At 38.5% G+C, this 22,650-nt stretch carries 22 protein-coding genes and 1 tRNA gene; 7 read left to right on the top strand and 16 right to left on the bottom strand.

The genetic code is table 11. The annotated features are described in order from the left end of the window. Positions 1 to 9: 9 nt before the first annotated feature. The 9 genes from rsmA to CH354_RS17185 all read right to left on the bottom strand — a co-directional run bounded on the left by rsmA (position 10) and on the right by CH354_RS17185 (position 9,210). Entirely contained in the window at positions 10 to 888 is an 879-nt protein-coding gene (gene rsmA / locus CH354_RS17225; RefSeq protein ID WP_100727627.1) for a 16S rRNA (adenine(1518)-N(6)/adenine(1519)-N(6))-dimethyltransferase RsmA, read from the bottom strand. Then, positions 842 to 2,671, bottom strand: coding sequence for a ComEC/Rec2 family competence protein (locus CH354_RS17220; RefSeq protein ID WP_100727626.1), 1,830 nt, complete (start codon positions 2,669 to 2,671; stop codon positions 842 to 844). Before CH354_RS17220 ends, rsmA begins: the two co-directional genes overlap by 47 nt. A 43-nt stretch (positions 2,672 to 2,714) precedes the next feature. Next, positions 2,715 to 3,683 carry a tryptophan--tRNA ligase gene (gene trpS, locus CH354_RS17215; RefSeq protein WP_100727625.1) on the bottom strand — a complete coding sequence of 323 codons (969 nt, stop codon included), beginning with the start codon at positions 3,681 to 3,683 and terminating at the stop codon, positions 2,715 to 2,717. After that, positions 3,680 to 5,650, bottom strand: coding sequence for a hypothetical protein (locus CH354_RS17210; protein WP_100727624.1), 1,971 nt, complete (start codon positions 5,648 to 5,650; stop codon positions 3,680 to 3,682). The genes trpS and CH354_RS17210 overlap by 4 nt, the downstream gene beginning before the upstream one ends. Positions 5,651 to 5,652: 2 nt before the next feature. Then, the gene (locus CH354_RS17205) at positions 5,653 to 6,234 is read right to left on the bottom strand and encodes a LolA family protein (RefSeq protein WP_100727623.1); all 582 of its coding nucleotides are present in this window, start codon (positions 6,232 to 6,234) and stop codon (positions 5,653 to 5,655) included. Between the two features lie 23 nt (positions 6,235 to 6,257). Further along, positions 6,258 to 7,217 (bottom strand): electron transfer flavoprotein subunit alpha/FixB family protein, encoded by a 960-nt coding sequence (locus CH354_RS17200; protein WP_100727622.1) that lies wholly within the window; start codon positions 7,215 to 7,217, stop codon positions 6,258 to 6,260. Positions 7,218 to 7,227: 10 nt separating this feature from the next. Then, a complete protein-coding gene (locus CH354_RS17195) occupies positions 7,228 to 7,989 on the bottom strand; it encodes an electron transfer flavoprotein subunit beta/FixA family protein (protein ID WP_100727621.1) in 762 nt (253 codons plus the stop codon). 67 nt (positions 7,990 to 8,056) lie between these two features. After that, positions 8,057 to 8,356 (bottom strand): LIC10362 family protein, encoded by a 300-nt coding sequence (locus CH354_RS18560; protein ID WP_100727620.1) that lies wholly within the window; start codon positions 8,354 to 8,356, stop codon positions 8,057 to 8,059. A 17-nt stretch (positions 8,357 to 8,373) separates the two neighbouring features. After that, on the bottom strand, positions 8,374 to 9,210 hold the full coding sequence (locus tag CH354_RS17185) for a UbiA prenyltransferase family protein (RefSeq protein WP_100727619.1): 837 nt from the start codon (positions 9,208 to 9,210) through the stop codon (positions 8,374 to 8,376). A gap of 84 nt (positions 9,211 to 9,294) precedes the next feature. Here CH354_RS17185 and CH354_RS17180 point away from each other — a divergent pair, with 84 nt between their 5' ends. Beyond that, positions 9,295 to 10,644, top strand: coding sequence for an adenylate/guanylate cyclase domain-containing protein (locus tag CH354_RS17180; RefSeq protein ID WP_207762713.1), 1,350 nt, complete (start codon positions 9,295 to 9,297; stop codon positions 10,642 to 10,644). A 1-nt stretch (position 10,645) separates the two neighbouring features. Here CH354_RS17180 and CH354_RS17175 read toward each other — a convergent pair whose 3' ends face one another. Further along, complete coding sequence (locus CH354_RS17175) at positions 10,646 to 12,118, bottom strand: HD domain-containing phosphohydrolase (RefSeq protein ID WP_100727617.1); 1,473 nt, start codon at positions 12,116 to 12,118, stop codon at positions 10,646 to 10,648. A gap of 373 nt (positions 12,119 to 12,491) precedes the next feature. On the opposite strand from CH354_RS17175, the gene CH354_RS17170 reads away from it, so the two are divergent. From CH354_RS17170 to thrB, 3 genes are all read left to right on the top strand, one after another. Next, positions 12,492 to 13,676 (top strand): acyl-CoA dehydrogenase family protein, encoded by a 1,185-nt coding sequence (locus CH354_RS17170; RefSeq protein ID WP_100727616.1) that lies wholly within the window; start codon positions 12,492 to 12,494, stop codon positions 13,674 to 13,676. 64 nt (positions 13,677 to 13,740) lie between these two features. Next, positions 13,741 to 15,312: a phytoene desaturase family protein gene (locus tag CH354_RS17165; protein WP_100728866.1), complete on the top strand. Its 1,572-nt coding sequence runs from the start codon at positions 13,741 to 13,743 to the stop codon at positions 15,310 to 15,312. A 34-nt stretch (positions 15,313 to 15,346) separates the two neighbouring features. Further along, entirely contained in the window at positions 15,347 to 16,300 is a 954-nt protein-coding gene (gene thrB / locus CH354_RS17160; RefSeq protein ID WP_100727614.1) for a homoserine kinase, read from the top strand. 48 nt (positions 16,301 to 16,348) lie between these two features. Here the strand turns inward: thrB and CH354_RS17155 are convergent, their stop codons facing one another. Together CH354_RS17155 and CH354_RS17150 are read right to left on the bottom strand one after the other, a co-directional pair. Then, positions 16,349 to 16,987: a hypothetical protein gene (locus tag CH354_RS17155; protein ID WP_100727613.1), complete on the bottom strand. Its 639-nt coding sequence runs from the start codon at positions 16,985 to 16,987 to the stop codon at positions 16,349 to 16,351. 2 nt (positions 16,988 to 16,989) lie between these two features. Beyond that, positions 16,990 to 17,307: a hypothetical protein gene (locus tag CH354_RS17150; RefSeq protein WP_100727612.1), complete on the bottom strand. Its 318-nt coding sequence runs from the start codon at positions 17,305 to 17,307 to the stop codon at positions 16,990 to 16,992. Positions 17,308 to 17,470: 163 nt separating this feature from the next. On the opposite strand from CH354_RS17150, the gene CH354_RS17145 reads away from it, so the two are divergent. Together CH354_RS17145 and CH354_RS17140 are read left to right on the top strand one after the other, a co-directional pair. After that, positions 17,471 to 18,520, top strand: a complete 1,050-nt coding sequence (locus CH354_RS17145) for a DsbA family protein (protein WP_100727611.1) — start codon at positions 17,471 to 17,473, stop codon at positions 18,518 to 18,520. 29 nt (positions 18,521 to 18,549) lie between these two features. Beyond that, positions 18,550 to 19,533, top strand: coding sequence for a malate dehydrogenase (locus CH354_RS17140; RefSeq protein WP_100727610.1), 984 nt, complete (start codon positions 18,550 to 18,552; stop codon positions 19,531 to 19,533). 130 nt (positions 19,534 to 19,663) lie between these two features. Here CH354_RS17140 and CH354_RS17135 read toward each other — a convergent pair whose 3' ends face one another. Continuing rightward, positions 19,664 to 20,518 carry an alpha/beta fold hydrolase gene (locus tag CH354_RS17135; protein WP_100727674.1) on the bottom strand — a complete coding sequence of 285 codons (855 nt, stop codon included), beginning with the start codon at positions 20,516 to 20,518 and terminating at the stop codon, positions 19,664 to 19,666. A gap of 123 nt (positions 20,519 to 20,641) precedes the next feature. Here CH354_RS17135 and CH354_RS17130 point away from each other — a divergent pair, with 123 nt between their 5' ends. After that, a complete protein-coding gene (locus tag CH354_RS17130) occupies positions 20,642 to 21,097 on the top strand; it encodes a MarR family winged helix-turn-helix transcriptional regulator (protein ID WP_243396139.1) in 456 nt (151 codons plus the stop codon). Here CH354_RS17130 and prmC read toward each other — a convergent pair. From prmC to CH354_RS17115, 3 genes are all read right to left on the bottom strand, one after another. Then, complete coding sequence (prmC, locus tag CH354_RS17125) at positions 21,045 to 21,932, bottom strand: peptide chain release factor N(5)-glutamine methyltransferase (protein WP_100727609.1); 888 nt, start codon at positions 21,930 to 21,932, stop codon at positions 21,045 to 21,047. The genes CH354_RS17130 and prmC overlap by 53 nt on opposite strands. A gap of 7 nt (positions 21,933 to 21,939) precedes the next feature. Beyond that, a tRNA-Arg gene (locus CH354_RS17120) sits at positions 21,940 to 22,012 on the bottom strand. Between the two features lies 1 nt (position 22,013). Then, the gene (locus tag CH354_RS17115) at positions 22,014 to 22,646 is read right to left on the bottom strand and encodes a Crp/Fnr family transcriptional regulator (RefSeq protein WP_039928954.1); all 633 of its coding nucleotides are present in this window, start codon (positions 22,644 to 22,646) and stop codon (positions 22,014 to 22,016) included. Positions 22,647 to 22,650 lie beyond the last annotated feature (4 nt).

Here is a 22,650-nt window from a genome sequence, read left to right as displayed (position 1 = left end):
TATTTGACATCATTTTGACAAAATGTCAAGTAAATGTTGACCAAGATTCAGAAATTGTTCACGGTTCAATTCTTCGGGACGTTTGGTCGGAGGGATTTCCGAACGGACCAATGCCTCACCCAATGCTTCTCGGAAAATGGGATCCTCTGAAAAAGGAGATTCCCGTAAACTCACTTGGATTTGTTTTCGTTTGCCCCAAAAAACAGTTCGTAACATCCGAGACCAAATTTCCACTTCTGCTTCAGATCGAGGAGACCAGTGATGTTTGCCCTTTTCTTTTTTGGGAGAGAGTAAAATCAGTGCGGAATGGATTTTGGGAATGGGAAAAAAACAATTTTTATGTACAGTCTTTACGTATTTCACTTCGCAGAAAGCAGACAAAAATACTGAGAGGGAAGAAGTTTCTTTTACAAGTCGTTCTGCAAACTCCTTTTGCACCATAAAAATGCCACCTTGGAAGTTTCGGCAATGGATGATCAGGGTGTTGATGATTTCTGTTGTGAGGTGGTATGGTAAGTTTCCAAATACAAAAACTTTTTTCGGAAAAATATGGTGTAAATTTTCTAAAGCATCACCTGCGAATAAATTTGCATTGGGGAAATTTGGTAAAATTTCATCTTTTGCCAATTGGATGTAAGCAAAATCAATTTCAAATAAATCGGTAGGTTTACCTAAACTCAATATTGGATAGGTTAAGGTTCCAAGTCCAATTCCAATTTCTGCCAATGAAACATCATCGTCAGTGAACAAAGGTTTTGCGGTATTTACAATATATTCCACAATGTTTTGATCAATTAGGAAATTTTGACCAAATTTTTTTTGTGCCCTGATTCCTTTGTGTTCAAAGAAGGTTTGGATTTGTGAGATAGTGGAATAAGGAGATTTCAAATTGATCCTCAACGATGATGATTTTCCATGCGTTAGAAATCCCAAGTAGTTTTTGGTAGGTGATCCATTCTTTTGCTTCCTTTTTTTTCCAAGGAGGGAAATCGAGAACTAGGATTCCCTTCCATTTTTGTAAGGAATTGAATGTTTCTGATCCTTTTAAGGCACGTAATAAAGAGTTCACTTCCTTCGGATTGCCATCAAATCGAAATAAAGTTACATCCTTTGTGAGATCGTTTCCCAATCGGAGTGAAGATTGGATTTTGAACCCTTGATTTTCAAATTGCCGAATGAAAGGGGAAACCTGTGTTTCGAAAAAAATCACATCTTTAATTTTCTCTTTTTTTTGCAGTCTTAAAACCGTTTGTAAACAGGATTCGGATTCGAATAAGATTTGTTTGATTGGATGGTTTGATTTTGGAAGCGCGATTCGTTTATGAGGAGGACAAATTCCATAGAGATACATTTTGTTCTCGAGAGTAATCGTAAAATAACCTTTTCCCGATTGGGTGAGAATTGGTAGAGAGCTTGTATCCTCTTGCCAAAAACTAAATGGAAAAAATAGAAAGAGTACACTCAGGATCAATCGATTGGTGATTTTGTTATGGTTTAGGTTGTAACGATGTAGTGCCCAAAGGATCAAAATGAGAAAGAGTGAAAACACGAATAAAGGGGTAGTCTCAATTTTCCATTCCTTGTAGGCTCTTTCGAAATTTGATAAGGATTGAAAGAGTTTTAAAAAAAGAGAAAGTAAGTAACTTGCCGGTATCCAAATCCAATCGGAAAGGAGTAACGAGAGAGAACTGGGTAAAAAACTTTGGAGAAGGAGTGTTAGATACAAACTAGGAAGTAAGATGCCAGCAAGTGGAACCAAACAATAATTGATCCAAATCCCACCAAATGAGTAAGAGTGAAAAAAATACACAAGAACCGGAAAGGTACATAAGGAACAAACGGTAGTTAGTGTTAAATTTTCCTTTAAAAAGGATTTGTTACTCTTAAAAAACATTTGGTCCAAACTCGGTTTGAGATAAAAGATCCCAAAAACGGCACTAAAAGAGAGTAAAAAACCGATACTTAAAAAATCCGAATAACAAAACAAGGCAATGGTTGCAGATGATATGATGAGTAGATCACTAACTGCAATTTTGCGGTAAAATAAGGAGGAAATCAAGGTTAAAAAAGCAAAGAGGTAAGCTCTGACAAAGGAAACAGGAAAGTTTAATACATATAAATACATAAATCCAAATCCAAGTGAGAGTAGGATGGAGAGCCAGCGGTGTTTCGAAAAAATTAAGTTTCCGAAAAATTGAATGGATCCAATAAAAATACCTAAATGGAGTCCAGAGGCAGCAAATAGGTGTAAGATGCCCGATTCCTTTGCTAGTTCTTTAAAGTCTTTTGGGATTTCTTTTGTGGAACCTGTCACAAGACCCATAACAATTCGTGATTCAAAGGGAGAAAGAGGTGACCTGCTTAGTTCCTGTTTTAAAAAATCACGAAAATAATGTTTTGGTAACTTTTGAGAGAGTGTTTGGTTGGTATCGGCAAATAACAAAAATAGAAATGATGCAAGAATTGCCCACGGGATTCGATGATGGAAATATTTTGTGAGCTTTGGTGGAAGGATTATGATTAGGCAAAAGAAAAGAAGTTGGAAGAGAAAGAGAGTGGCATAAATTCCAGGGATTTTGTTTCCGATTTTGATTGTTGTGGCTGTAACACAAATTCCAAAACAAAACCATCCAAAGTTAGAATTAGGAAGTAGTTTTGTGTTTACTCTCACATGGAGAGAGGTTCAAAAATGAAACACTTGGTCTCTTTTAAATTTAGAAAGGATAAATGCCGAGAGTGTTTCGCACTTCGCTTAATTTTTGTTCTGCAACTTCCTTTGCTTTTTGTTTCCCAGTTTTTAATACTGAATGAACATAATCTAAATTTTTTGAGAGTTCTTCTCGTTTGGATCGGAAAGGTGCAAAATGATTCAGAATGGATTCAAGGAGGTCTTTTTTTAAATCCCCGTATCCAAATCCACCTTGTTTGTACTTTTGTTTTTGAGTTTCTTTTTCTGAATTTGTTAAGAATAAAGAATGAATTTGGTAAATGATAGACTCGTCTGGATCTTTTGGTTCTTCGATTGCTTTGGAGTCACTTACAATCGACATCACTTTCTTTTTGATCTCTTTTTCTGTACCAAAGAAATCAATCGTATTGTTATACGATTTGGACATCTTTGCACCATCTACACCAGGCACTGTTGCTGTGTTTTCATCAATGTCAGGTTCAGGAAGTGTTAATACAGATCCAAATTGGTTGTTGAATTTTTCTGCAATGTCCCGAGCAAATTCTAAATGTTGTTTTTGGTCTTTTCCAACGGGAACTTTTTCTGCTGAAAACAGTAAGATGTCACTTGCCATAAGGATTGGATAAGTAAAAAGACCAGCACCTGGAACAAATCCTTTGGCTACTTTGTCTTTAAAGGAATGGGCAAGTTGTAATTGGGAAACAGTGATTGATTGTGATAAATACCAAGTGAGTTCAGTGACTTCGGGAACATCACTTTGAACCCAAAAAACAGTTTTATTGGGGTCAACACCTAGCGCAAGTAAGTCGATTGCGCAACCTAAGGTGTAGTCTTTCAGCTCTTCTTTGGAACGAAAGGTAGTTAATGCATGTAGGTTTGCGATAAATAAAAATAATTCTTCTTTTGATTGGTAATCTAAGATTTTTTTGATCGCTGAGAAGTAGTTTCCTAAATGTAATTTTCCTGACGGTTGTAATCCTGTGAGAACTCTCAAGTATCTTCCTCTTCCCCTGTTGTTTCGTTAGTCTCATTTGATTCGGAACTATTCGCATCACCTGACGTTGGTTCTGGATTCCCACTATCTTTGTGAAAGGTAGAGTAGGTAAGTCGTTCGTATTCTTTATTGAGTTTGATCAGTTCTTGTTCGATTTTTCTGTGAGCTGTTAGTTTGGATGTAGTTGTTGGATCTTTAAAGATAACAGCATAATTATATAAATATTTTGTGAATTGAATGAAAACATCTTCCACTTTCATTCCATTGATTCTCTCTTTTGCAACAACTGCTTTGTCATAGTGAGGAATAAACCTTTGCGCAATTTTAACTTCTTCGATGACTTTGTCTTTTGTGGAAATGATTTTGTCGTTAGTTTTCCCTTTTGCTTCAGTTGCTTTTGCCATCAGGTGGTTTTCCACGATGATATTAAGTTTACCGGCAAAACTTCCAAAAAATTCAGAAGCATCTTGAAGGGCTTGCACAATTGGTCCTGCAATTTGATCACTGGCAGCATTCCCTGTGCTAAAATCCATTCCATATTGTTGGAAACTATATTGGAAACTTGGGAATTTTTTATTAAAATTATCAATGGTTCGAACGAGTGTATTCAGTTGGTCAATTTCGTTTCTAAAAAGACCAGGTTGGATGATGAGAAGTTCTTGGTTTTGGTTTTTATCACCTAACCGAACATAACCTTCGATGAGGTTGATATAAACCGTTTGTAAGTCACGTAATAATAAATAAACGAGTCGATGTGGTTGAGATTTGTAACTGTTTTTGACAGTTTGGCTTTTTGCCGATTCCGGCATATGGTGAGCCATAAAATCATCTACAACATGGTTCAAAAAATCAAAACTGATTTTTCCTTTGTCATCAATTGAAAAATATCTGGATCTAAGGTTTTGTAATTCTTCTTTTTTGAAGGTTCTTGTGTTGATATCGTCGGAAATTTTGGCTACAGTGATTTCTACTTCTTTTTGGATCTCACGTGCTGCTTGGAATTTATGTTCTTGGATGGGCGGAACTCGTAAATCGGTTACAATTTCTGGCCATGTAAACATTTTTTTCTTTGCTACAATATAAAAGGCTGTAATCGCATCAGATAACTTCGGTTTGTTGTTTTCTAAATTGATCGCATAGTTCACACCTTCCATGATTTTGTTTAGTTTGGGTGTGAGTTTTTCATCCATCTTTACGATGTCTGGTAGGTTGGACAATATGATATCTTTTGCATCATCTCTTTGTAAAAAACGTACATAAAACATCTGCATTTTAAGGGAACGTTCCAAAAAAATCTCTGCAGAAATTTTATCCAAGATGAGTGCATCAAGCGATGCAAAGGCATTGAAAAACTTATTAAAATTATTGATGATATTGTAAACGAGTGGTGTCCAAATCCTCCAACCTTGTTGTTCTGAAACACGAAGGGCTTGGATGGTTGGAATGAGGACATCTTCTTTGAGTCCACGAAAAATTTTTTCCACATTGTTGGAGATGGCTGGATTTCTTCCAAATAAACCGATATCTATAGTTCCCGTTTCTTTGGCAAATTTACCGATGGAACTGTTTGCATTGTTCCCTCCGCCAAAAAGTCCTGCAAGAAGTCCTCCACCTTGTTTCTGTTCGGTGGCCTTTTTTCTTGCGGGATTCTGTTTTTGTTTGGCACTGTCTACCGTGACTAAGTCACTGGATCGTTTTGGTTTTGGATCGGGAGTAGAGGTGCGAGAAATCACTTCTCTTTTTGGTTGTTCTCTCTCTGGTAAACCACGGTCACGGCTGTCTTCTTTTTTGGGTTTGTTTTTATTTTCGTAGTCTTCGTCCACTTTCCGGATCAGATCAATCCGTATGAAGACATCGTTCGATTTTAAAATCGCTTCATCAATGAGTTGTTGGTGCTCAGGTGTCCTTGTTTTGCGATACAAATCTGCAAAAACACGATGCGCTTCGGTACGAGAAACTGGTGTCACAATTACTCCTTTTGGTTGAGAGGGTTCTCAACAATCTGTGAGCTTGTGGGAGGTTGGAAGTTAAAGAGTCCAGTTCCGAGACCAATATTGGTAGCAATGCCTGAAAAAGCAATTTCTGTGATTTCTTCGTCGGAACGTTTCATTTTGAGAACACGGGGGAGGTCGTTATCAGAGACGACTAAAATGATTTCATTATAACGTTTGGTAGTAGAAGTGAGACGAAATGTTCTACCGCTAACAGTCACGTTTTCGTAACCAGATAATAATCCGCCAAGTCCACCGGAAACACCTTTCAGGTCTTGTTTCCCTGCAATTGAGGAATCAGGATTATAGAACCATAAAATCCTGCCATTGGAAGAGATGATCCTTCCATCGCTGAACCGAACATGGAGTTGGTTTGGGCTTTTGTAAGAAACGACGCCAGTCAGGCCACCATTCACAGTGACAGAGGCACGAAAACTTTCAAGGGAGTTCATTCTGCCGATGACGGCATTGAGACGATCTCGTCCATCCTCTGCCCAAAGGGAACCCCATTGGACAGAGAAAAGGAGAACAATCTGGATTTTGAGAAGGAAATTTCTCAAAGTTAGATGGTTCGTATTGGGAATTAACCCAATACTTTTTTGAATTCAGAAGTAAGTGCAGGCACTACTTCAAACAAATCAGCGACAACACCGTAAGTTGCTACTTTGAAGATCGGAGCATCTCCGTCTTTATTGATCGCAACGATGTATTTAGAAGATCCCATACCCGCTAAGTGTTGGATGGCTCCGGAAATTCCGCAAGCGATGTAACAGTTAGGGGAGACAGTTTTTCCTGTTTGTCCTACTTGGTGTGAGTGAGAAATCCATCCTGCATCCACTGTGGCACGGGAAGCACCAAGTGCTGCACCGAGTGTGTCTGCTAAGTCTTGGATGATTGGCCAGTTTTCTGGTCCTTTGATTCCACGTCCGCCAGATACGATGATAGAAGCATCAGCTAACTGCACTTTGTTTCCACCAGAAAGGTCTTTGGAAAGTGATTTTGTTCTCACTTCACCAGCAGAAGCGCCAGATTTTTCAACCGCACCTGCTCCTTCTTTTGGAGTTACTTCTTGTGAGTTCGCACGCACAGTGAACATTTGAATGTCAGAAGACACTTTGAAGTTCGCATACGCTTTACCAGAATAAATTGGTTTTTTTGCTACTACTTTACCACCGTCAACAGAAAGACCCACTGCATCCGCAACGATTCCTGCATTTGCTTTGATCGCTACTCTTGCAGAGTATTCTTTTCCTTGAGCAGAGTGTGGCATAAGAACCACTGCTGGTTTTTTCTCTTGGATCACGGCAAAAATACCGTTTGCATAACCTTCTGGTGAAAATTCACCGAGGTTTGCACCGATCACAGCGTCAGCACCAACTGCTTTTAAATCACCTGCAAACGCGTCAACGTTGTCAGTGATGATGAGAGTGTGAACTTTACCACCGATTGCATCCGCAATTTTGCGAGCTGCCGAGGTAAGTTCTTTTGAGATTTTTTTAAGTTCGCCGTTTTTTAATTCACCAACTACTAAAACATCAGCCATGTTCGTCTCCTTAGATGACCTTCGCTTCTTCGCGAAGAGCTTTTACAAGTTGAGATGCAAAACCTTGTGCATCTGCTGCTTCCAGTTTTCGACCAGCGATACGTGGAGGAGGTGGTTCAAGAGAAACAACTTCGAGTTTGGAACCAGTTGCACCGAGTTCTTCTGGTTTTTTCACATCGACTGGTTTTTTCTTCGCAGACATGATTCCTTTTAAACTTGGGTATCTTGGTTCGTTCAAACCTTTTTGCGCAGTCACAGCAAGAGGAGCAGAAGTTTCAACCACTTCAGTTCCACCTTCGATTTCGCGAGTTGCAGTTACTTTTTTACCATCAAACTCGAGTTTGAGAGCCATTGCTACGTGAGGGACATTCAATCTCTCTGCAATTTGTACGACAACTTGTGAGCTGTCAGTATCGATGGATTGACGACCACCAATCACTACATCTGCATTTTCTGCTTTGATGAAATTGGCAAGAAGTTCGGAAGTGTATGTAGAGTCAAAAGTTACATAGTCATCCACTTTTACATGAACGGCTCTGTCCACACCCATAGCGTAGGCAGTGCGAAGTGCTTCTACGACACGGTCCGGGCCGAGGGACACTGCGATGACTTCTCCACCGCTTTTTTCACGAATTCTGATTCCCTCTTCGATTGCAAATTCATCATAAGGAGAGATGATCCATTTTACGCCAGCTTCGTTGATCGATTTGTCACCGACCTTGATATTGGTTTCCGTATCCGGAACCTGCTTTACTAGAACAACAATTTTCATTCCTTAACCCCGTTTTCGTGGATTACCTTAGACCAGAAAACGAGAGGGAAGTCATAAGGGAAGTAATTTATTCTCGGAAGAAACTGTATTTGCTCCAATTATAAGCCCAAATGATCCAAACGATGACAACAAGGACATTCGCATCCGACCGGAGGTAAAATTGAAAACCAATGACCAGGGGAAGGAGGAGGAAAAGGATAAAAGCGAGTACGAGTACTAGGTGGGGAGTTTCTTTCCAGTGTTTACCGGCGTTTTGGATTTCAATGAGAAGGTTTCCCTTGGGACCCTCCACCTGGGAGCGAAATCGGAACCAGTAAAGTGAGCTCAGGAGAAAAAAGAGGAAAAGATGCAAAAAGAGAAATAACATAAACCCAACCTTATTTTTTAGCGGAGTCCAGAGAAGAAAAAAATGATCGCAGGTAAAAACATCGGAACATAGGAAAGTTCGGAAAATAACTTTTGGGAGGAGGGTTTTGGGATCAAATACCATGTAACCCCAAGCCACACGTAGGAAAGCCCCATTCCTAAAACGAAAACAAAAGGAATGGTTTGGGTATAAAAACAAAAACAAAGAAAACTAAACCCAAAGAGGAAAACCAAAATTGCAAAACCTTTTGCTAGGTTTGGAGAAAGCCAAAGGTTGAGAGTATTTGTATTTTGGAGTTTGTCTCTCTCTCTGTCGATTTGGTAAGTCAATAAAACATTGGAGAGCACATGGAGGAAAAAAAGTACAACGATTGGAGGTAGTCCTTTGGCATTCGAAAACGGAAGGAGGATTCCCCAGGTATAAAATACGGAAACCAAAATTTCCTTAGGAATGGGAGAGAGTTGTTTCACAACAAGAACTAGGGCCAAAAGAAAACAAATGAGGTAGGGATAGTTCTGGTAAAGGAATTTCCATTCCCAAACCAAACCGAGTAGGAGTGCTACCAAAAATGAAAACCCAATTGCCACTCGGATTTTAGATTGGTGCCGTAAATAAAACTGGGAACGAAGAGAGAGTGGGGCGATTTCTTTTTTAGCATCCCATAGGTGGTCTGCCAAATACAAGGCCCAAACAGAAATCAGATAAAACAAGAGTAAGGTAAGGTGAAGTTCGGTTTGGAAATACGCTGTGAAAAAAATTAAATTCGCAAAAACGGAAACCACAATATCAAAAGATAAATCAGAAAAAGCGAGTGAAACGTTAGATGCCCGATTGTTGTTTTTGTTTCGGAACATAGTTCATCTATTCCCAGAAGGAATCCAAAGGCAAAAAGAAAATTCCCTTGCCACAAAAACTTTCACAGTCTGAAATGTATGCCAATGTTCAGGTCCATTCGAAACGCCATTTATTCTGTATATTGTATCCGTGACCAATTCCCCAAGTATATGTCGGAATTACTTTTAGAAGAAGAAGAGATGGGAGCATTGTTTGCAGTTCGATTTCGGTATGTCATTGGATTTGCCCTCATTGCTAGTGCGTTTGCCAACCTAAGTAATATAGATACGATATGGGGTTATTTGGTCAACTTCATTGCCATCAGTTTCTATTTTATGAATACATTTGTACATTTGCATATTCTGAAAAAAAAGGATAGCAAATGGAAAACGAAATATGACTACATAAGTTTACTTGTAGACAATGTTTTGATTACAATGACCATTTTAAACTGGTATTGGATCAAGGGAGATGGGAATCCAAATTTTTTGGTGAAAACCCCTCTTGTGATTTTTTATTTGTTACCTTTGTCATTGTGTTTGTTCCAATACCGATTTTCTCTAGTTGTTTTTAGTTTTGTTTGTTTTCTCATTAGTTATTATTCTTTTATCACTATCGCAATCCTTGATCCTGATGCACAAATTAGTTTGGATTGGACCAATTATGTGTTAGGTGATGAAATCATCCTATTAGATGCCCTTGTTTCCAAACCTGTGATTTTTTTGATTTTAGCTTTTGCGATATCCTATGGAATTTTTCGTAGTCTCAGGATGTTGTTAAAATTTGCTGCATCCGAAACACAAAAAACAACTCTCTCGCGATACTTCTCTCCTGATTTGGTTTCGGAAATTGTTTCCGACCCAGAGGTTATTGGCAAAGGAAAACGCCAAAAGGTAACGGTTCTATTTAGTGACATTCGAGGGTTTACTCAGTTTTCCGAACTTCTGGATCCCGAAGAATTATCTGTATTTTTAACAGAATTTCGTCGCAGAATGGTTCGTGTCATTTTCCAAAACAAAGGTAGTTTAGATAAATTCATTGGAGATGCAGTCATGGTTACCTTTGGAACTCCGCTTCCTTCAGAAATCCCTGGGGAAGATGTTAAGAATGCCGTGAATGCCGCATATGCAATGTTAAATGAATTAAAAATTTGGAATGCGGAAAGAAAATCCCAAGGCCAAGTAGAGATAAAAATTGGAATTGGAATTCATTCTGGTGAAGTGTTTTGTGGGAGCATTGGCTCAGAAGAAAGAATGGAATATACAGTCATTGGTGATACTGTCAATACGGCATCAAGGATTGAATCGGCGTGTAAAGAGATAGGTTCTCCACTTCTCATTTCGGAAGTAGTTTGGGATGAAATTGGAAAACCTTCTGAATGGAAGAAAAATGAAGGTGTATTACTTCCTGGTAGGGAACAAAAAATCAATCTATATGCTTATCAAAACGTATGAATTAGGTATTCAAATTTAATTTATAAACGGCATCGTGTAAGGCGGGATTGAGTTCTGGATCAATGATATAAATCACACGTGTTGTGCCAGCTTGTAGGGCTAAATCCATAATTGCTTTTCTACGATCAATTTTGATGCTCTTTAAATCAAAGTCTGCAATTTTAAATTTGATCCCTTTTTGGAACACAGGATTAATGCTACAAATCCTTTGGAGTTTAGGTCTTGTTTGGTATCGGCCTACATCCAAAACAAGGCAAATGTCAAAGTGAGCACGTTTTTCTGAATCGACAGAAGCAGTGATCACAAAGTCACCAAAGTTAATGATGTTTTCGTTATTGGTGAGGGAACTTCCAACATAATCAAGGAGGTGGCGAATGTTTTTGTTGCTATAAGAAAAAAACGAATCGTTTAGAATCATTTTGAGTGCAGTAGAAGATTTAAAAGCAGGTCTCCAAGGTTGGTTGGAAGTTAGGGATGCGTATTCACTTGCGAGTGATAAAATCGCAATGTCTTCTTCAAAACTAGAAGTTGTCACATTATTTTCTTGTAAGTGTAATTGTAATTCGATATCTTGAGTGATCCTTTCTTTTCCCACTTCTTTGTTGTATTTATCACGAACTGACATGAGTTTGGTGAAAAGTGATCTTGGGTCTGGGAAGTTATTGTTCACCCCATTACCTCGGTAAGGTCTGTGGTGATTTAAAATCAGAGTTCGAACATGGGATTCAACTTCAGGAGCAGGAAGGGTCATTAAATAACTAATGATAGGGTGTTGTTGCACAACAGCGTATTCTTCTTTTGTGAGTTTTGGAGTTTGTTTGACTTCAAGCCTAGAATACCCAACATCCATCAAATAACTAGCCATCATAAGGCTTAAGTGGTCTTTTTTATTGGATTCTTCTTTCCCTTCGTTCACAATTTTACGTGTACGAACCTTCATTCCCATGGCGACAACTGTCCGTTTTGTCATAAGCTCTGACTCAACGGAAACACCAGCTACACTTAGGATTTCTAAGATATTAAATATTCCCAATTCAAAATCAGGATTACTAGTAAAATCGGTGAGAAGTTCATTCACAGAGTTTTGTACAAACACTGCTTGGTCAGAGGAAAAGGATGTTTTGCGTAAATCTTCAATTAACGCCTGCGATTGTTTGGCGAAACGAGCGGTTTTTTCTATGTCGAATAATTTTGTAGTACGACCTGGTTCCAAGTAAGGTTTATCGGAATGATTAGGTTTTGATTTTTTTAATTCGGAAATTAAAAAGTAAACTCCTTGCATTTCAAACTTTAAGAGTTTACCAAAGTCTGCTTCCGTTGGATTTCTTTTTTTATGAATTAAAATTTGTCCGTCTTTATTGTATAAATCGAGTGGGATGTTTTGGTTTTTCCGAAAACTATTTAATGATTCTTCGGTTAACTCAAATTTTGCGAGCTTGTCTCTAGGTACTATATTTGTATCATTTGTGCTCATAGGAAACTACAACCATTCGACTAGTTTAACTTTATGAATGTTTAGGCGATGATGTATCATCTTCCTTAAATTGTAAATTCATTCCTATGTTTTGAATCTCATTTTTATTTTTAGGGAATTTCCGTAAGTAGTAATCCTAATCTATAATAGTGGATCTTCTTTTTCTCGTAACAATTGTAACCAATCATAAAAAGATGTGTCAGGAAAGATACATATGATAATATACGTTAGGTGATTTACGAACATTGTCATTTTGATTTGTCATATTTCGAAAATTCGATGTTCGTTTTTGGAATAAAATGCAACAAATGTAGACAATTGACTCTGATTTTTTCGTTTACAGTTTCAGGAAAAGTACGGAAAAATCTTCTCTATGAGCATTCTTACGACCAAAAAATCTTCTTATGATTTATTCAATCCAACAGAAGACCATTTAGCCCTACGACAATCCGTTGCATCTTTTGCAGAACGAGAACTAGACGAACAAGCGAAAGAGAATGATGAAACGGAATCGTTTAATGAGATGTTATTCAAACGACTTGGTTCCGAACTCGGAATTTTTGGAATCACAGTACCGGAAGAAGAGGGTGGTCATGGACTTGATCCTCTTGCCTCTGTTATCATCCACGAAGAGATGAGTCGTTTTGATCCAGGTTTTACTCTTTCTTATTTGGCTCATGAAGTTCTTTTTGTGAACAATTTCTTTTATAGCTCTAATGCTTCGCAACGTAGCCGTTACCTCAGTAAAGTCATCACTGGAGAATGGATCGGAGGAATGGGTATGACCGAACCAGGTGCGGGAACAGATGTTCTCGGCATGGCAACTCATGCTGTCAAAAAGGGAGATCGTTACATCATCAACGGTGTCAAACAATACATCACAAACGGTTCCGTGGGCCAGGTTTTTGTTCTTTATACAAAGTTAGATAAAAATGCAAAAAAAATGACTTCATTTGTGATCGAGTCGTCTTACAAAGGTTTCTCGGTCGGAAAAAAAGAAGAAAAAATGGGAATGCGTTCTTCTCCCACAACCCAACTTGTTTTTGAAGATATGGAAGTCCCAGAAGAAAATTTGCTTGGGGATGAAAACGGTGCCATCACTCATATGATGCGTAATTTGGAAATCGAAAGGGTAACACTTGCGGCACAATCGCTTGGGATTGCTCGTCGTTGTGTGGACATCATGTGTGATTATACGGTCCGACATAGAGAAGCTTTTGGAAAAAAACTCATGGAGTTTGGACAAATCCAAAGGTTGGTTGCAGAGTCTTATGCAGATTACCAAGCAGCGAGAGCCCTTGTTTACCAAGTCGCAAGTGAGCTTGGACCAGATGTTCGTAATTCTCTTGGCGCTGCGTCTGCAAAACTCGTTGCCACACAAATGGCAGAACGTGTTTCAAGAAACGCCATACAGGTATTAGGTGGTTATGGATATTGCCGAGAATACCCTGTTGAGAGGCTCCACAGGGATGCAATCCTTCTTAGTATAGGTGGTGGAACGAACGAAGCTATGCAAAAGAACATTGCAAGTGATCTCAAAAAACTTTGGTCGGAGTGATAGGACAAATCATCTAAACTAAAACTTTTTTCCCATTCGATTTTTATGCCAGTCTACTACTTACATGGAAAAAGAATGGGATGTGATTGTCCTTGGCTCTGGGCTTGGTGGGCTCACTGCTGCCTTATCGTTTGCAAACAAAGGCAAACGAGTTCTTGTGCTCGAAAAAAGTATCTCTCCAGGTGGTTCTGCTTCAAGTTTTTGGAAAAATGGATTTTTATTTGAATCTGGAGCCACAACTCTTGTTGGTTTTGAACCAGGTCTTCCGATGGATCGACTCACAAAGGAACTTGGAATCCAATTCCCAATCCTACCCATAGAAAGGTCAATGGTAGTTCACTTTCGTGGAAAAACCATTGAAAGGTATAAAGATAGGACTCTATGGATGAATGAAGCCAAACGAGTATTTGGTGGTGGATTTCGAATGGTTTTGTTTTGGAAATTGTGTTTTTTCCTGTCTGATCAACTTTGGAGTTTGTCAGCAAGATACAAATGGTTTCCCTTTCAAAATCTACGCGAGGTTTTACTCAGTTTAAAAAAGTTTCACCCATTTGATCTGATTGTTTTACTGTTTTCACTGGTATCCGTACGATTTGTACAACGTCTATTTTGGTTACACAGAAATGAAGAGTGGAACCAATTTTTGGATGAACAACTTCTCATCACAAACCAATCCGTTTCAAAAAATGCACCTTTTTCCATTGCAGCTGCTGGACTCACGTATCCGAATTTACAAAATTATATCGTGAATGGCGGGATGTTGGAATTATCCCAAACACTCATCAAACGACTTCGTGAATTAGGAGGAGAATTCCTTCCCAAACAAGAAGTGATCCATTTAACAAAAAAAGTTTGGGAGGATCATCCAGGAATCAACAACAACGAGAAGTTAGGTGCTCACACCTTCTTTCCATCTAACCCTAAAACAATTTGGGAAGTGAAAACAAAAAATAGAGAACGTTCTGTTTTTTCTGCACCCATCCTAGTATCAAACCTTCCGATTTGGAACCTGGTCACAATCTCGGAAAGTTTACCAAAATTGGAAAAGAAATCCAAACAAATGGAAAAAGGGATATGGGGTGCCTTTACTATGGGAATCGCCATCCAAGTTGGTTCACTAAAACATTCTCTGCAAAAGGAATGCCTACACCACCAAATCCATATGGACGTATCTCTCCCTCACGGTGGAGGGCGATCGGTGTTTGTATCCCTTTCACACCCAGATGATACACTACGATCCAAAGATGGGATTCGGATTTTATCGGTTTCGACTCATTTAGAAAATCCTGAGAATTGGAAACGTGACAAAAATTACCAGATTCGGAAAAAAGAAATCGAATCCCAGATTCTATCTACTTTGGAAAAAAACTTTGATTGGTTCAAACTGCAGAATATCTTGTTTTACCATTCTGCAACACCTGTTACATGGCAAACTTGGACGGGGCGCAAATGGGGACGTGTCGGAGGAATCCCTTCCTTTTATTTTTTGAATCCTTTTCGAATGGTATCCAATCGATCAGAAGATCCAACAGTTTTACTGACGGGTGACACAGTGTATCCGGGCCAAGGGATTCCTGCTGTGGTGCTTGGTGGACTCAATGCCGTGGAACAATTTGAATCCCGAAAGTTCGGTTGATTTCCGAACCGAATCCTAGAGCCTGGGCGAAACGATGGTTCGCCTTCCAAAGATTCACATCAAAGTGCCAGGAACTTCTGCCAATTTAGGTCCTGGGTTTGACCTCATGGGCCTTGCCCTTGACATTCATAACGAATTCGAATTCCAATTTTCAAAAGAAATTACAGAAACCAAAACAGAATTAAAAAATGGAAAAACCTTACCGTTCTCCAAAAAAGAAGATTTGGTTTTGTCTTCTTATTTGTCTTATTTTTCGAAATTCACAAAGAATATCTCACCACCACCTTATCATTGTAAAATGACATTGGCTTTGCCATTAAAGGGTGGGCTTGGTTCAAGTGCATCAGCGATTGTGGCTGGACTCTGTTTGGCAAAAGAAGTCCACAAAAGGTTAAGTCCCGAGTCTTTGCCAAGAGAACAAGAGTTTACTCAATACTTAGCTGAATTTGAAGGACATCCTGACAATACACTTCCTGCTTACCTTGGTGGATTCGTTTTTGCATACTCTACGTTTGGTGAGACATTGCGTTATTTTCGAAAAAAGTTCCCATCATCAGTTTCCATATTTGTCCTAACACCTGAGTATTCTGTTTCTACAGAAGAATCAAGAAAAACTCTTCCCAAATCATATGTGACTTCAGATGTCATATTTAACCTTTCACGAATTGGTGCATGGATGCATTTTTTGGATAAACGTAAGTTTGGTGACCTACTTGTTGGATTGGAAGACAAGATGCATACTCCCTATCGAATTCCAAACTCATCGCCTCTTTTTCCTTTAGCTGATACTTTAAAACAAGAAGGGATTGGTTATTGTTTGTCCGGTTCTGGTCCGAGTTTACTTATTTTCTTAGAACGAAAGGCATTAAAATCAAAGTTACACGAATTGGAATCAAAAGTATCAAAGATCATGAAGGAATCAGGCATCACATATCAATTCCGTAGGGTAAAACCTGATGGGGTAGGTGTACGAATCAAAATGAAATAAAGATGTTTTCTAACCAATGAATGGTTAGATGAATTTATTTTGTGTAATTTATTCTTCCTCCGCTCCTTCTTCTTTCCCGAAGCCATAAACATCCCCTCGAAACCGAACTTTTCGGTTGATCCCTGGTTGGATTTTACCAACTTCAAAGGTGAACTTCATCCTTTCTTTTCCTGATCGATTGAAATAAAAGGAAGATGTAAGTGAAATTTCGATATAGTTTACCATTCTATCTTTTGTAATTTTATCAGAGATTCTAAATTCAGCTGGGTGACCAATGATCTCATAAGAATCGAAGGACTCTTTGGATTCCATTTTTCCATAATGTTCCATTCTTGGTGGTTTATAAAAACTTGGTCCGTTTTTTAAAACAGTTATCGTATAATCTTCGCTATCTCTACTTTTTTTGAATTGGAAAATCAAATGATCTTCTGTGATGGCATTACATCGTGTTGCCAATTGGCCTGTTTTACAACCAACATGGAAACTTGCAAATCTGGAAAGTTCATCCACTACTAAATCATATTTATCACCTGTTTGGACAGGGATAAATCGATCCGATTCTTGTCTCATGAAGATCGGATGGATGAATTGGTTGTACACAACAAATCCCAGTCCTAAAATGGAGATTGTAAGCACACCACTGAGGACTAGGACAAAACTATCTAAAATGGCAATGCTTAAAAACAAAATTACCTTTTTGTATCAACCTTATGGCTTTTTGTTTCCGGAAGAGGAGTTCTTGTCACAAGGGAAAGAAGGTCCTTCACTTCTTCCGGAGAAATGATTTGGTTTAATTTTTCTTCTAGAGAAGCCGGTGTCGGTTTTAAAACCAAATCTTCCGGTTTTACTTTTGGTTCCGATTTTGTTTTGGCTTCTGTTACAGGCACTTCGTTGTTATTTTTTTTAGGGAAAGATTCCTTTCCTTCCTCCGACTGTTTTCCCGTTTGAGTGGGAAAGGTAGGGGGGATGGATAGGCCGGGATTCCCTTGGATATTGATTGTATTCATAGTTCCCAAACCTCCGTGTTCAGGATCGAAAATTGAAGAAAAAACTTTCCTTTTCCCTCCCTCAGATTTTCGGTCAAATCGAGGTTCGCTTTAGCGAAAATCGAAACATTTTTTAGGATTTTTACGTTTGATTGCCCGCTTTATGGCCGGGAAGCTGGCAGAGATGGAAAATAATTTTAAATCGTGGATGGCTTCGCCCATCTCTAAAATCTTCATAGGGACCAATTTGGTCTTTGCCGTGCTTTTTTTAGTCAGTGTTCCTTCATTTGTGAAAGAATACATCACCCAAGATGCAGTGAGTATCGGTGGAAAAAAATACGACTTGAGTGACGTGAAAGACTCCTCACCGATTGCTTATTCCAAATTCCAATCTGAATACAAAGCCCTTCTCAAAAATACATTTGGTGAATTTGCTCAAGACAAATTATTTGAACTAGTTGCAAAAGATAAAAACATCAAACCTTCTGAAGTTTTAAACGAAGGATTGGTTTTAAGAGAACCTTCGGAAGAAGAAATCTTAAACGTATATATGTCTAACAAAGCGCAGTTAGGTGGAAAATCTCTCGCTGAAACAAAAGAGAAAATTGTTGGATTTTTAAAAAACCAACAAGAACAAGAACACAGCAGAAACAAATACCGTGAGATTATCACAAAATACCCAGTTGATTTTTTAATCAAAGAACCTGAATCGATCCGAGTGACTGTGGATGAAAAAAATAATCCAAGTATGGGACCAAAAGATGCAAAGATTACAGTGATTGAATTTTCAGATTTTGAATGTCCATTCTGCAAACGAAGCCAAGATGTGAACCGCCAACTCCGAGAAAAATACAAAGGGCAGATCCGATGGGTATTCCGTGATTTCCCTCTCCCATTCCACCAAGATGCAATGTACGCTCACATGGCAGCAAACTGTTCTATCGAGGAAGGAAAGTATTGGGATGTATTTAATGTTTTATTTGATAACAGTGGTAATTTGAGTAAATCAAATGTAGATTCATTGGTTTTAAAAACAGGATTGTCCAAAGACAAATACCAAGCTTGTATGAAAGACCAATCAAAGTTAAAAAGTGAAATCGATGTCGATATCCAAGATGGACAAAAAGTAGGAGTCAGTGGAACACCTGCATTTTTTATCAATGGTATCTTTGTATCGGGTGCTTTACCTTTTGAAAACTTCGATGAGATCATCCAAAAAGAACTGAAACAATAAAGATTTATAAACCAAAAAGGAAAAATTATATGAGCAAAAAAGTAAAAGTTGCTGTAACAGGTGCGGCCGGACAAATCGGATATGCACTCTTATTTCGTATCGCTTCAGGACAAATGTTTGGACCTGACACAGCTGTCGAACTCCAGTTATTAGAATTGGAACAAGCGCTCCCTGCAGCGAAAGGTGTCATCATGGAATTGGATGACTGTGCGTTCCCATTGCTCGAAAAAGTATCAGTGACTTCTAACTTAGACGAAGCATTCCGTGATATCAACTGGGCACTTCTCGTAGGTTCTGTTCCTAGAAAAGCAGGTATGGAACGTGGTGACCTTCTCAAAATCAATGGTGGTATTTTTACAACCCAAGGAAAAGCGATCGAAAAAAATGCAGCAAGTGATGTAAGAGTTCTTGTTGTAGGTAACCCTTGTAATACGAATGCACTCATTGCAATGAATAATGCAAAAGGTGTTCCGTCTGACAGATGGTTTGCGATGACAGGTCTTGATGAAAATCGTGCAAAAACTCAATTGGCACAAAAAGCGGGAGTCCTTGTAAAAGATGTTTCCAATGTTGCGATTTGGGGAAACCACTCTGCAACTCAATACCCAGACTTTTATAATGCAAAAATCAAAGGAAAACCAGCAACTGACCTAATCAGCGACGAAGCTTGGTTAAAGGGAGATTTTATCTCTACAGTTCAAAAACGTGGAGCTGCTATCATTGCTGCAAGAGGAGCTTCTTCTGCTGCTTCTGCTGCCAATGCAGTGGTCGACACAGTACATAACATTGTAACTCCAACAAAACCTGGAGATTGGTTTAGTGCAGCTTGTCATTCCAATGGTGAGTATGGTGTAGACAAAGGACTTATCTTTGGATACCCTCTCAAATCTGATGGAAAAAAAGTAGAGATCGTAACTGGCCTTGAAATCAATGCTTTCGGTAAGGAAAAATTTGATATCACACACAATGAATTAAAAGAAGAAAGAAACGAAGTAAAAGATATGTTAGGTTAAACTCTAACACAGATTTCCCTACTGAATTGACTGGTAGGGATTTTTTCTGACTTCGAAGCCCACTTGGTGAAATAATCCCAGTGGGCTTTTTTTGTTTGTCCGAAAAATTCTGTATCTTAGTTCAATGCCTTCATTCCGAATCCAACACTTGCATAAAACGAATTGGGTCTTCGAAAAATGGCAAATGACCACACTGGTCAAGGACTGTTCGTTTCACTCCAGGAAATCTTTCTATGATTGTATCCCATGTATAATAAGGAGCTACTTGGAAATCATACTTTCCTAATATGAGTTGGATTGGAAGTTTTAAGGTCGATAGGTAATTTTCGACATTGATCTCGACAAAAACTTTCCCAAACAAATAATCAAACGCTAGTTTGTTGGTTCTTACTCCATCCCATAAATGAGTAGAGTCCATTTTTAAATCATAAAAACCGAGTGCATCTTGGCTCACACAAAACAAATTAAAAAAGTTCGGAAGGCCTTCAGGATGTGATTCAATTAGATTTTGGAATTTGTTTTGGAGTTGTCTGTGTTTTTCTTTTCGTTCTTCTGTGGCGAAGGAAACAAAGTATGTTTCTCGTTCCAAGAGGGGGACACCATGGTTTGGGCCTGTCGCTACCATCACGAGTGTATTAACACTGTTTGGGTATTTTTTTGCATACGTTAAAGCCATGTATCCATGGCCTGAGTGGCCAAGGATTGTACAGGCAGGAATTTCCAATTGGTTTTGGAAAAAGTAAAAATCATCCAATACCAGATCCAAATCATACGTGGATTCGTTTTCGGAAGTAGGATCTATACGGTTTGCAAATCCTCTATGATCCACAACCGTGATGTGATACTGTGATGCCATCTCCTCTGGGATCACCCTTGGGTAGTAAAGAGCACTTCCTAGCCAGTAGAGGTTTGGTCCGATTGTTTTGTTTTGTGCGATTAAAAAATCAAATCCATCCCTTTGGATTGTCTGATATTTCCATTCCATAACATTCCCTTTCACCATACTTGGTGAGTTTTTATTTTCTATATAGTTGCTATATACAACTATATAGTTGCTATATGCAACTAAAAAACTTGCCAATTCCATCATTTAATTTAAGATTGGGGAATGAATGAAATTTTTTCCTATTTAGGCATTCACTTAAGTGAAACTTTACTCCAGATGCGGAAGTTTCTCGCAAACGAGTTTGAAACGAATCGAGTAGGGATGCGATTTGAAGAATGGATCCAACTGATTCCTCTAATGGAAAAGGAAAGTTTGAACCAAAAAACCTTAAGTGACCGATTGGCCAAAGATAAAACCACAATCTCTAGGTTAGTTGATAGTTGGGTAAAAAAGGGATGGGTCAAACGAATCCAATCGAGTGAAGACAAACGAAGTTTTAGCTTAAAATTAACAACCAAAGGGAAATCCATATGGGAGAAGGGGATTCCTGTTGTCAGAGAAGCAGATTTAGTCTTTAAAAAAAATCTGAGTGAGGAAAATGAAAAAGAATTGTTTGTAACTCTCTTTAAGATTCAAACTTCGATTCAGTTTTCAGAAACAAAAAACGTTCCTTATTAGAACTATCCAAAATCTTCTTTGAGGAAACAAATCCTAAACGATTGGCCAATGTTTCTAATTCTTGGATATAACCTGGATGTGTTTCCATTAGAAACCAACCACCTGGTTTTAATCTTCTCTTAACGGAATCAAATAATTCTCGATGAAAGGAGAGTATATCAGAAACAAACAATGCTAGGTGTGGTTCATACTCCAAAACATCTGGCATAATGTCTTTTTTTTCAGATTCTGGGATATAAGGAGGGTTAGAAACAATGACGTCAAAACGTAATTCATTTGGCAGAGAATTGTCCAGACTCGAAACATAAAACTGAACGTCTGTTAGTTTGTATTTGTCGGCATTTGTTTTACTGGTTTCGATTGCCTTTTCTGAAATATCAGATAACACAACAAGATTTGGTTTTAGAAGTTGTGATAAACTAAGACCAATACAACCACTTCCCGAACACAAATCCCAAATTTGTATTCCATTCGGAAATTCGTTTGCGAGTGTTTCTTTTTGTTTCATTAGAAAATCAACGAGTTCTTCCGTTTCTGGTCTCGGGATGAGAACATCTTCTGATACAAAGTATTCAAATTGGTGGAATCCTTTTTTCCCAGTGATGTAGGCTACGGGTTTTCGTTTGCTTCGTTCTACAATTCGTTCCCTGTACAAATCAATTTCTTTGGGAGAAAGTGGCATTTCGAATTGGGAATAGAGTTTGATACGAGGTAAACCAAGTAGGTCCGAGAGAAGCCATTCAGCATCGACACGAGGGTTTGGAATTTCTTTTTTTTCCAGAAATTCTGTGGAACGTTTGAGATAATAAAGTAAGGTTCCTGGTTGTTCCGCCATGATCTTTTGCCCCCAACAGGATTCGAACCTGTGTCCCCAGTTTAGGAAACTAGTGCTCTATCCACCTGAGCTATGGGAGCTTTACGTAGGTTTACGTTTCTGATTCACTATCCTTTGAAAATCGGAGATATTGTGAATAACAATTTTATCTGGGTAGAGGTCAAGTTTCCCAGTTTTTACATATTGCATGAGGACTTTTTGGACTTCGCCCACGGGTTGGGCACACCAATTGGCAATGTCATCCACTGTTGCAGAAAGGATGATTTCATTATATACATCATTATTATACTGCTTCTCGTATAACATCACAAAGACGTCACAAACTTTTCCTACAATGTCATCCATAAGAAGGATCATCAGACGTCTTTTTTGGTCATAAATCCGAAAGGAAAAGATATGTAATAATTTCATCGCAAGAGCAGGGTTTTTGGTCATGAGCATCTCAAAGTTTGCACGATTAAAATTGAGAGCTTTGACTTCCGTCACAGCGATGGCAGTGGCCGATCTAGGTTGTTCTTCTAAAATTGCCATCTCTCCCAAAATATCACCTGCTTCCAAGACATCTAAGGTTTTGATACTTGTGCCTATGGTTTTTGTGATTTTGACTTTGCCTTCTTTGATGAGGTAAAAATCGTTACCAGGTTCGTATTCACAAAATAAAACTTCGTTTGGTTGGAAAACCTTTCCAAATTTCCCAAACATAGCTTCTAACATTTGG

Source organism: Leptospira levettii, assembly GCF_002812085.1.
Taxonomy (GTDB): domain Bacteria; phylum Spirochaetota; class Leptospiria; order Leptospirales; family Leptospiraceae; genus Leptospira_A; species Leptospira_A levettii.
Note: the sequence above shows the minus strand (reverse complement) of the source record. Positions and strands in the feature narration are given on the sequence as shown.

What these genes read in the sequence shown, in the direction of transcription:
- thrB (WP_100727614.1), top strand. Translation starts at nt 15,347, where the DNA reads ATGGTTCGCCTTCCAAAGATTCACATCAAAGTGCCAGGAACTTCTGCC.
- CH354_RS17185 (WP_100727619.1), bottom strand. Translation starts at nt 9,210, where the DNA reads ATGTTCCGAAACAAAAACAACAATCGGGCATCTAACGTTTCACTCGCT.
- CH354_RS18560 (WP_100727620.1), bottom strand. Translation starts at nt 8,356, where the DNA reads ATGTTATTTCTCTTTTTGCATCTTTTCCTCTTTTTTCTCCTGAGCTCA.
- CH354_RS17130 (WP_243396139.1), top strand. Translation starts at nt 20,642, where the DNA reads ATGAATGAAATTTTTTCCTATTTAGGCATTCACTTAAGTGAAACTTTA.
- CH354_RS17180 (WP_207762713.1), top strand. Translation starts at nt 9,295, where the DNA reads ATGTTCAGGTCCATTCGAAACGCCATTTATTCTGTATATTGTATCCGT.
- CH354_RS17145 (WP_100727611.1), top strand. Translation starts at nt 17,471, where the DNA reads ATGGAAAATAATTTTAAATCGTGGATGGCTTCGCCCATCTCTAAAATC.
- prmC (WP_100727609.1), bottom strand. Translation starts at nt 21,932, where the DNA reads ATGGCGGAACAACCAGGAACCTTACTTTATTATCTCAAACGTTCCACA.
- CH354_RS17115 (WP_039928954.1), bottom strand. Translation starts at nt 22,646, where the DNA reads ATGTTAGAAGCTATGTTTGGGAAATTTGGAAAGGTTTTCCAACCAAAC.
- CH354_RS17140 (WP_100727610.1), top strand. Translation starts at nt 18,550, where the DNA reads ATGAGCAAAAAAGTAAAAGTTGCTGTAACAGGTGCGGCCGGACAAATC.
- CH354_RS17175 (WP_100727617.1), bottom strand. Translation starts at nt 12,118, where the DNA reads ATGAGCACAAATGATACAAATATAGTACCTAGAGACAAGCTCGCAAAA.
- CH354_RS17150 (WP_100727612.1), bottom strand. Translation starts at nt 17,307, where the DNA reads ATGAATACAATCAATATCCAAGGGAATCCCGGCCTATCCATCCCCCCT.
- CH354_RS17135 (WP_100727674.1), bottom strand. Translation starts at nt 20,518, where the DNA reads ATGGAATGGAAATATCAGACAATCCAAAGGGATGGATTTGATTTTTTA.
- CH354_RS17200 (WP_100727622.1), bottom strand. Translation starts at nt 7,217, where the DNA reads ATGGCTGATGTTTTAGTAGTTGGTGAATTAAAAAACGGCGAACTTAAA.
- CH354_RS17195 (WP_100727621.1), bottom strand. Translation starts at nt 7,989, where the DNA reads ATGAAAATTGTTGTTCTAGTAAAGCAGGTTCCGGATACGGAAACCAAT.
- CH354_RS17165 (WP_100728866.1), top strand. Translation starts at nt 13,741, where the DNA reads ATGGAAAAAGAATGGGATGTGATTGTCCTTGGCTCTGGGCTTGGTGGG.
- CH354_RS17170 (WP_100727616.1), top strand. Translation starts at nt 12,492, where the DNA reads ATGAGCATTCTTACGACCAAAAAATCTTCTTATGATTTATTCAATCCA.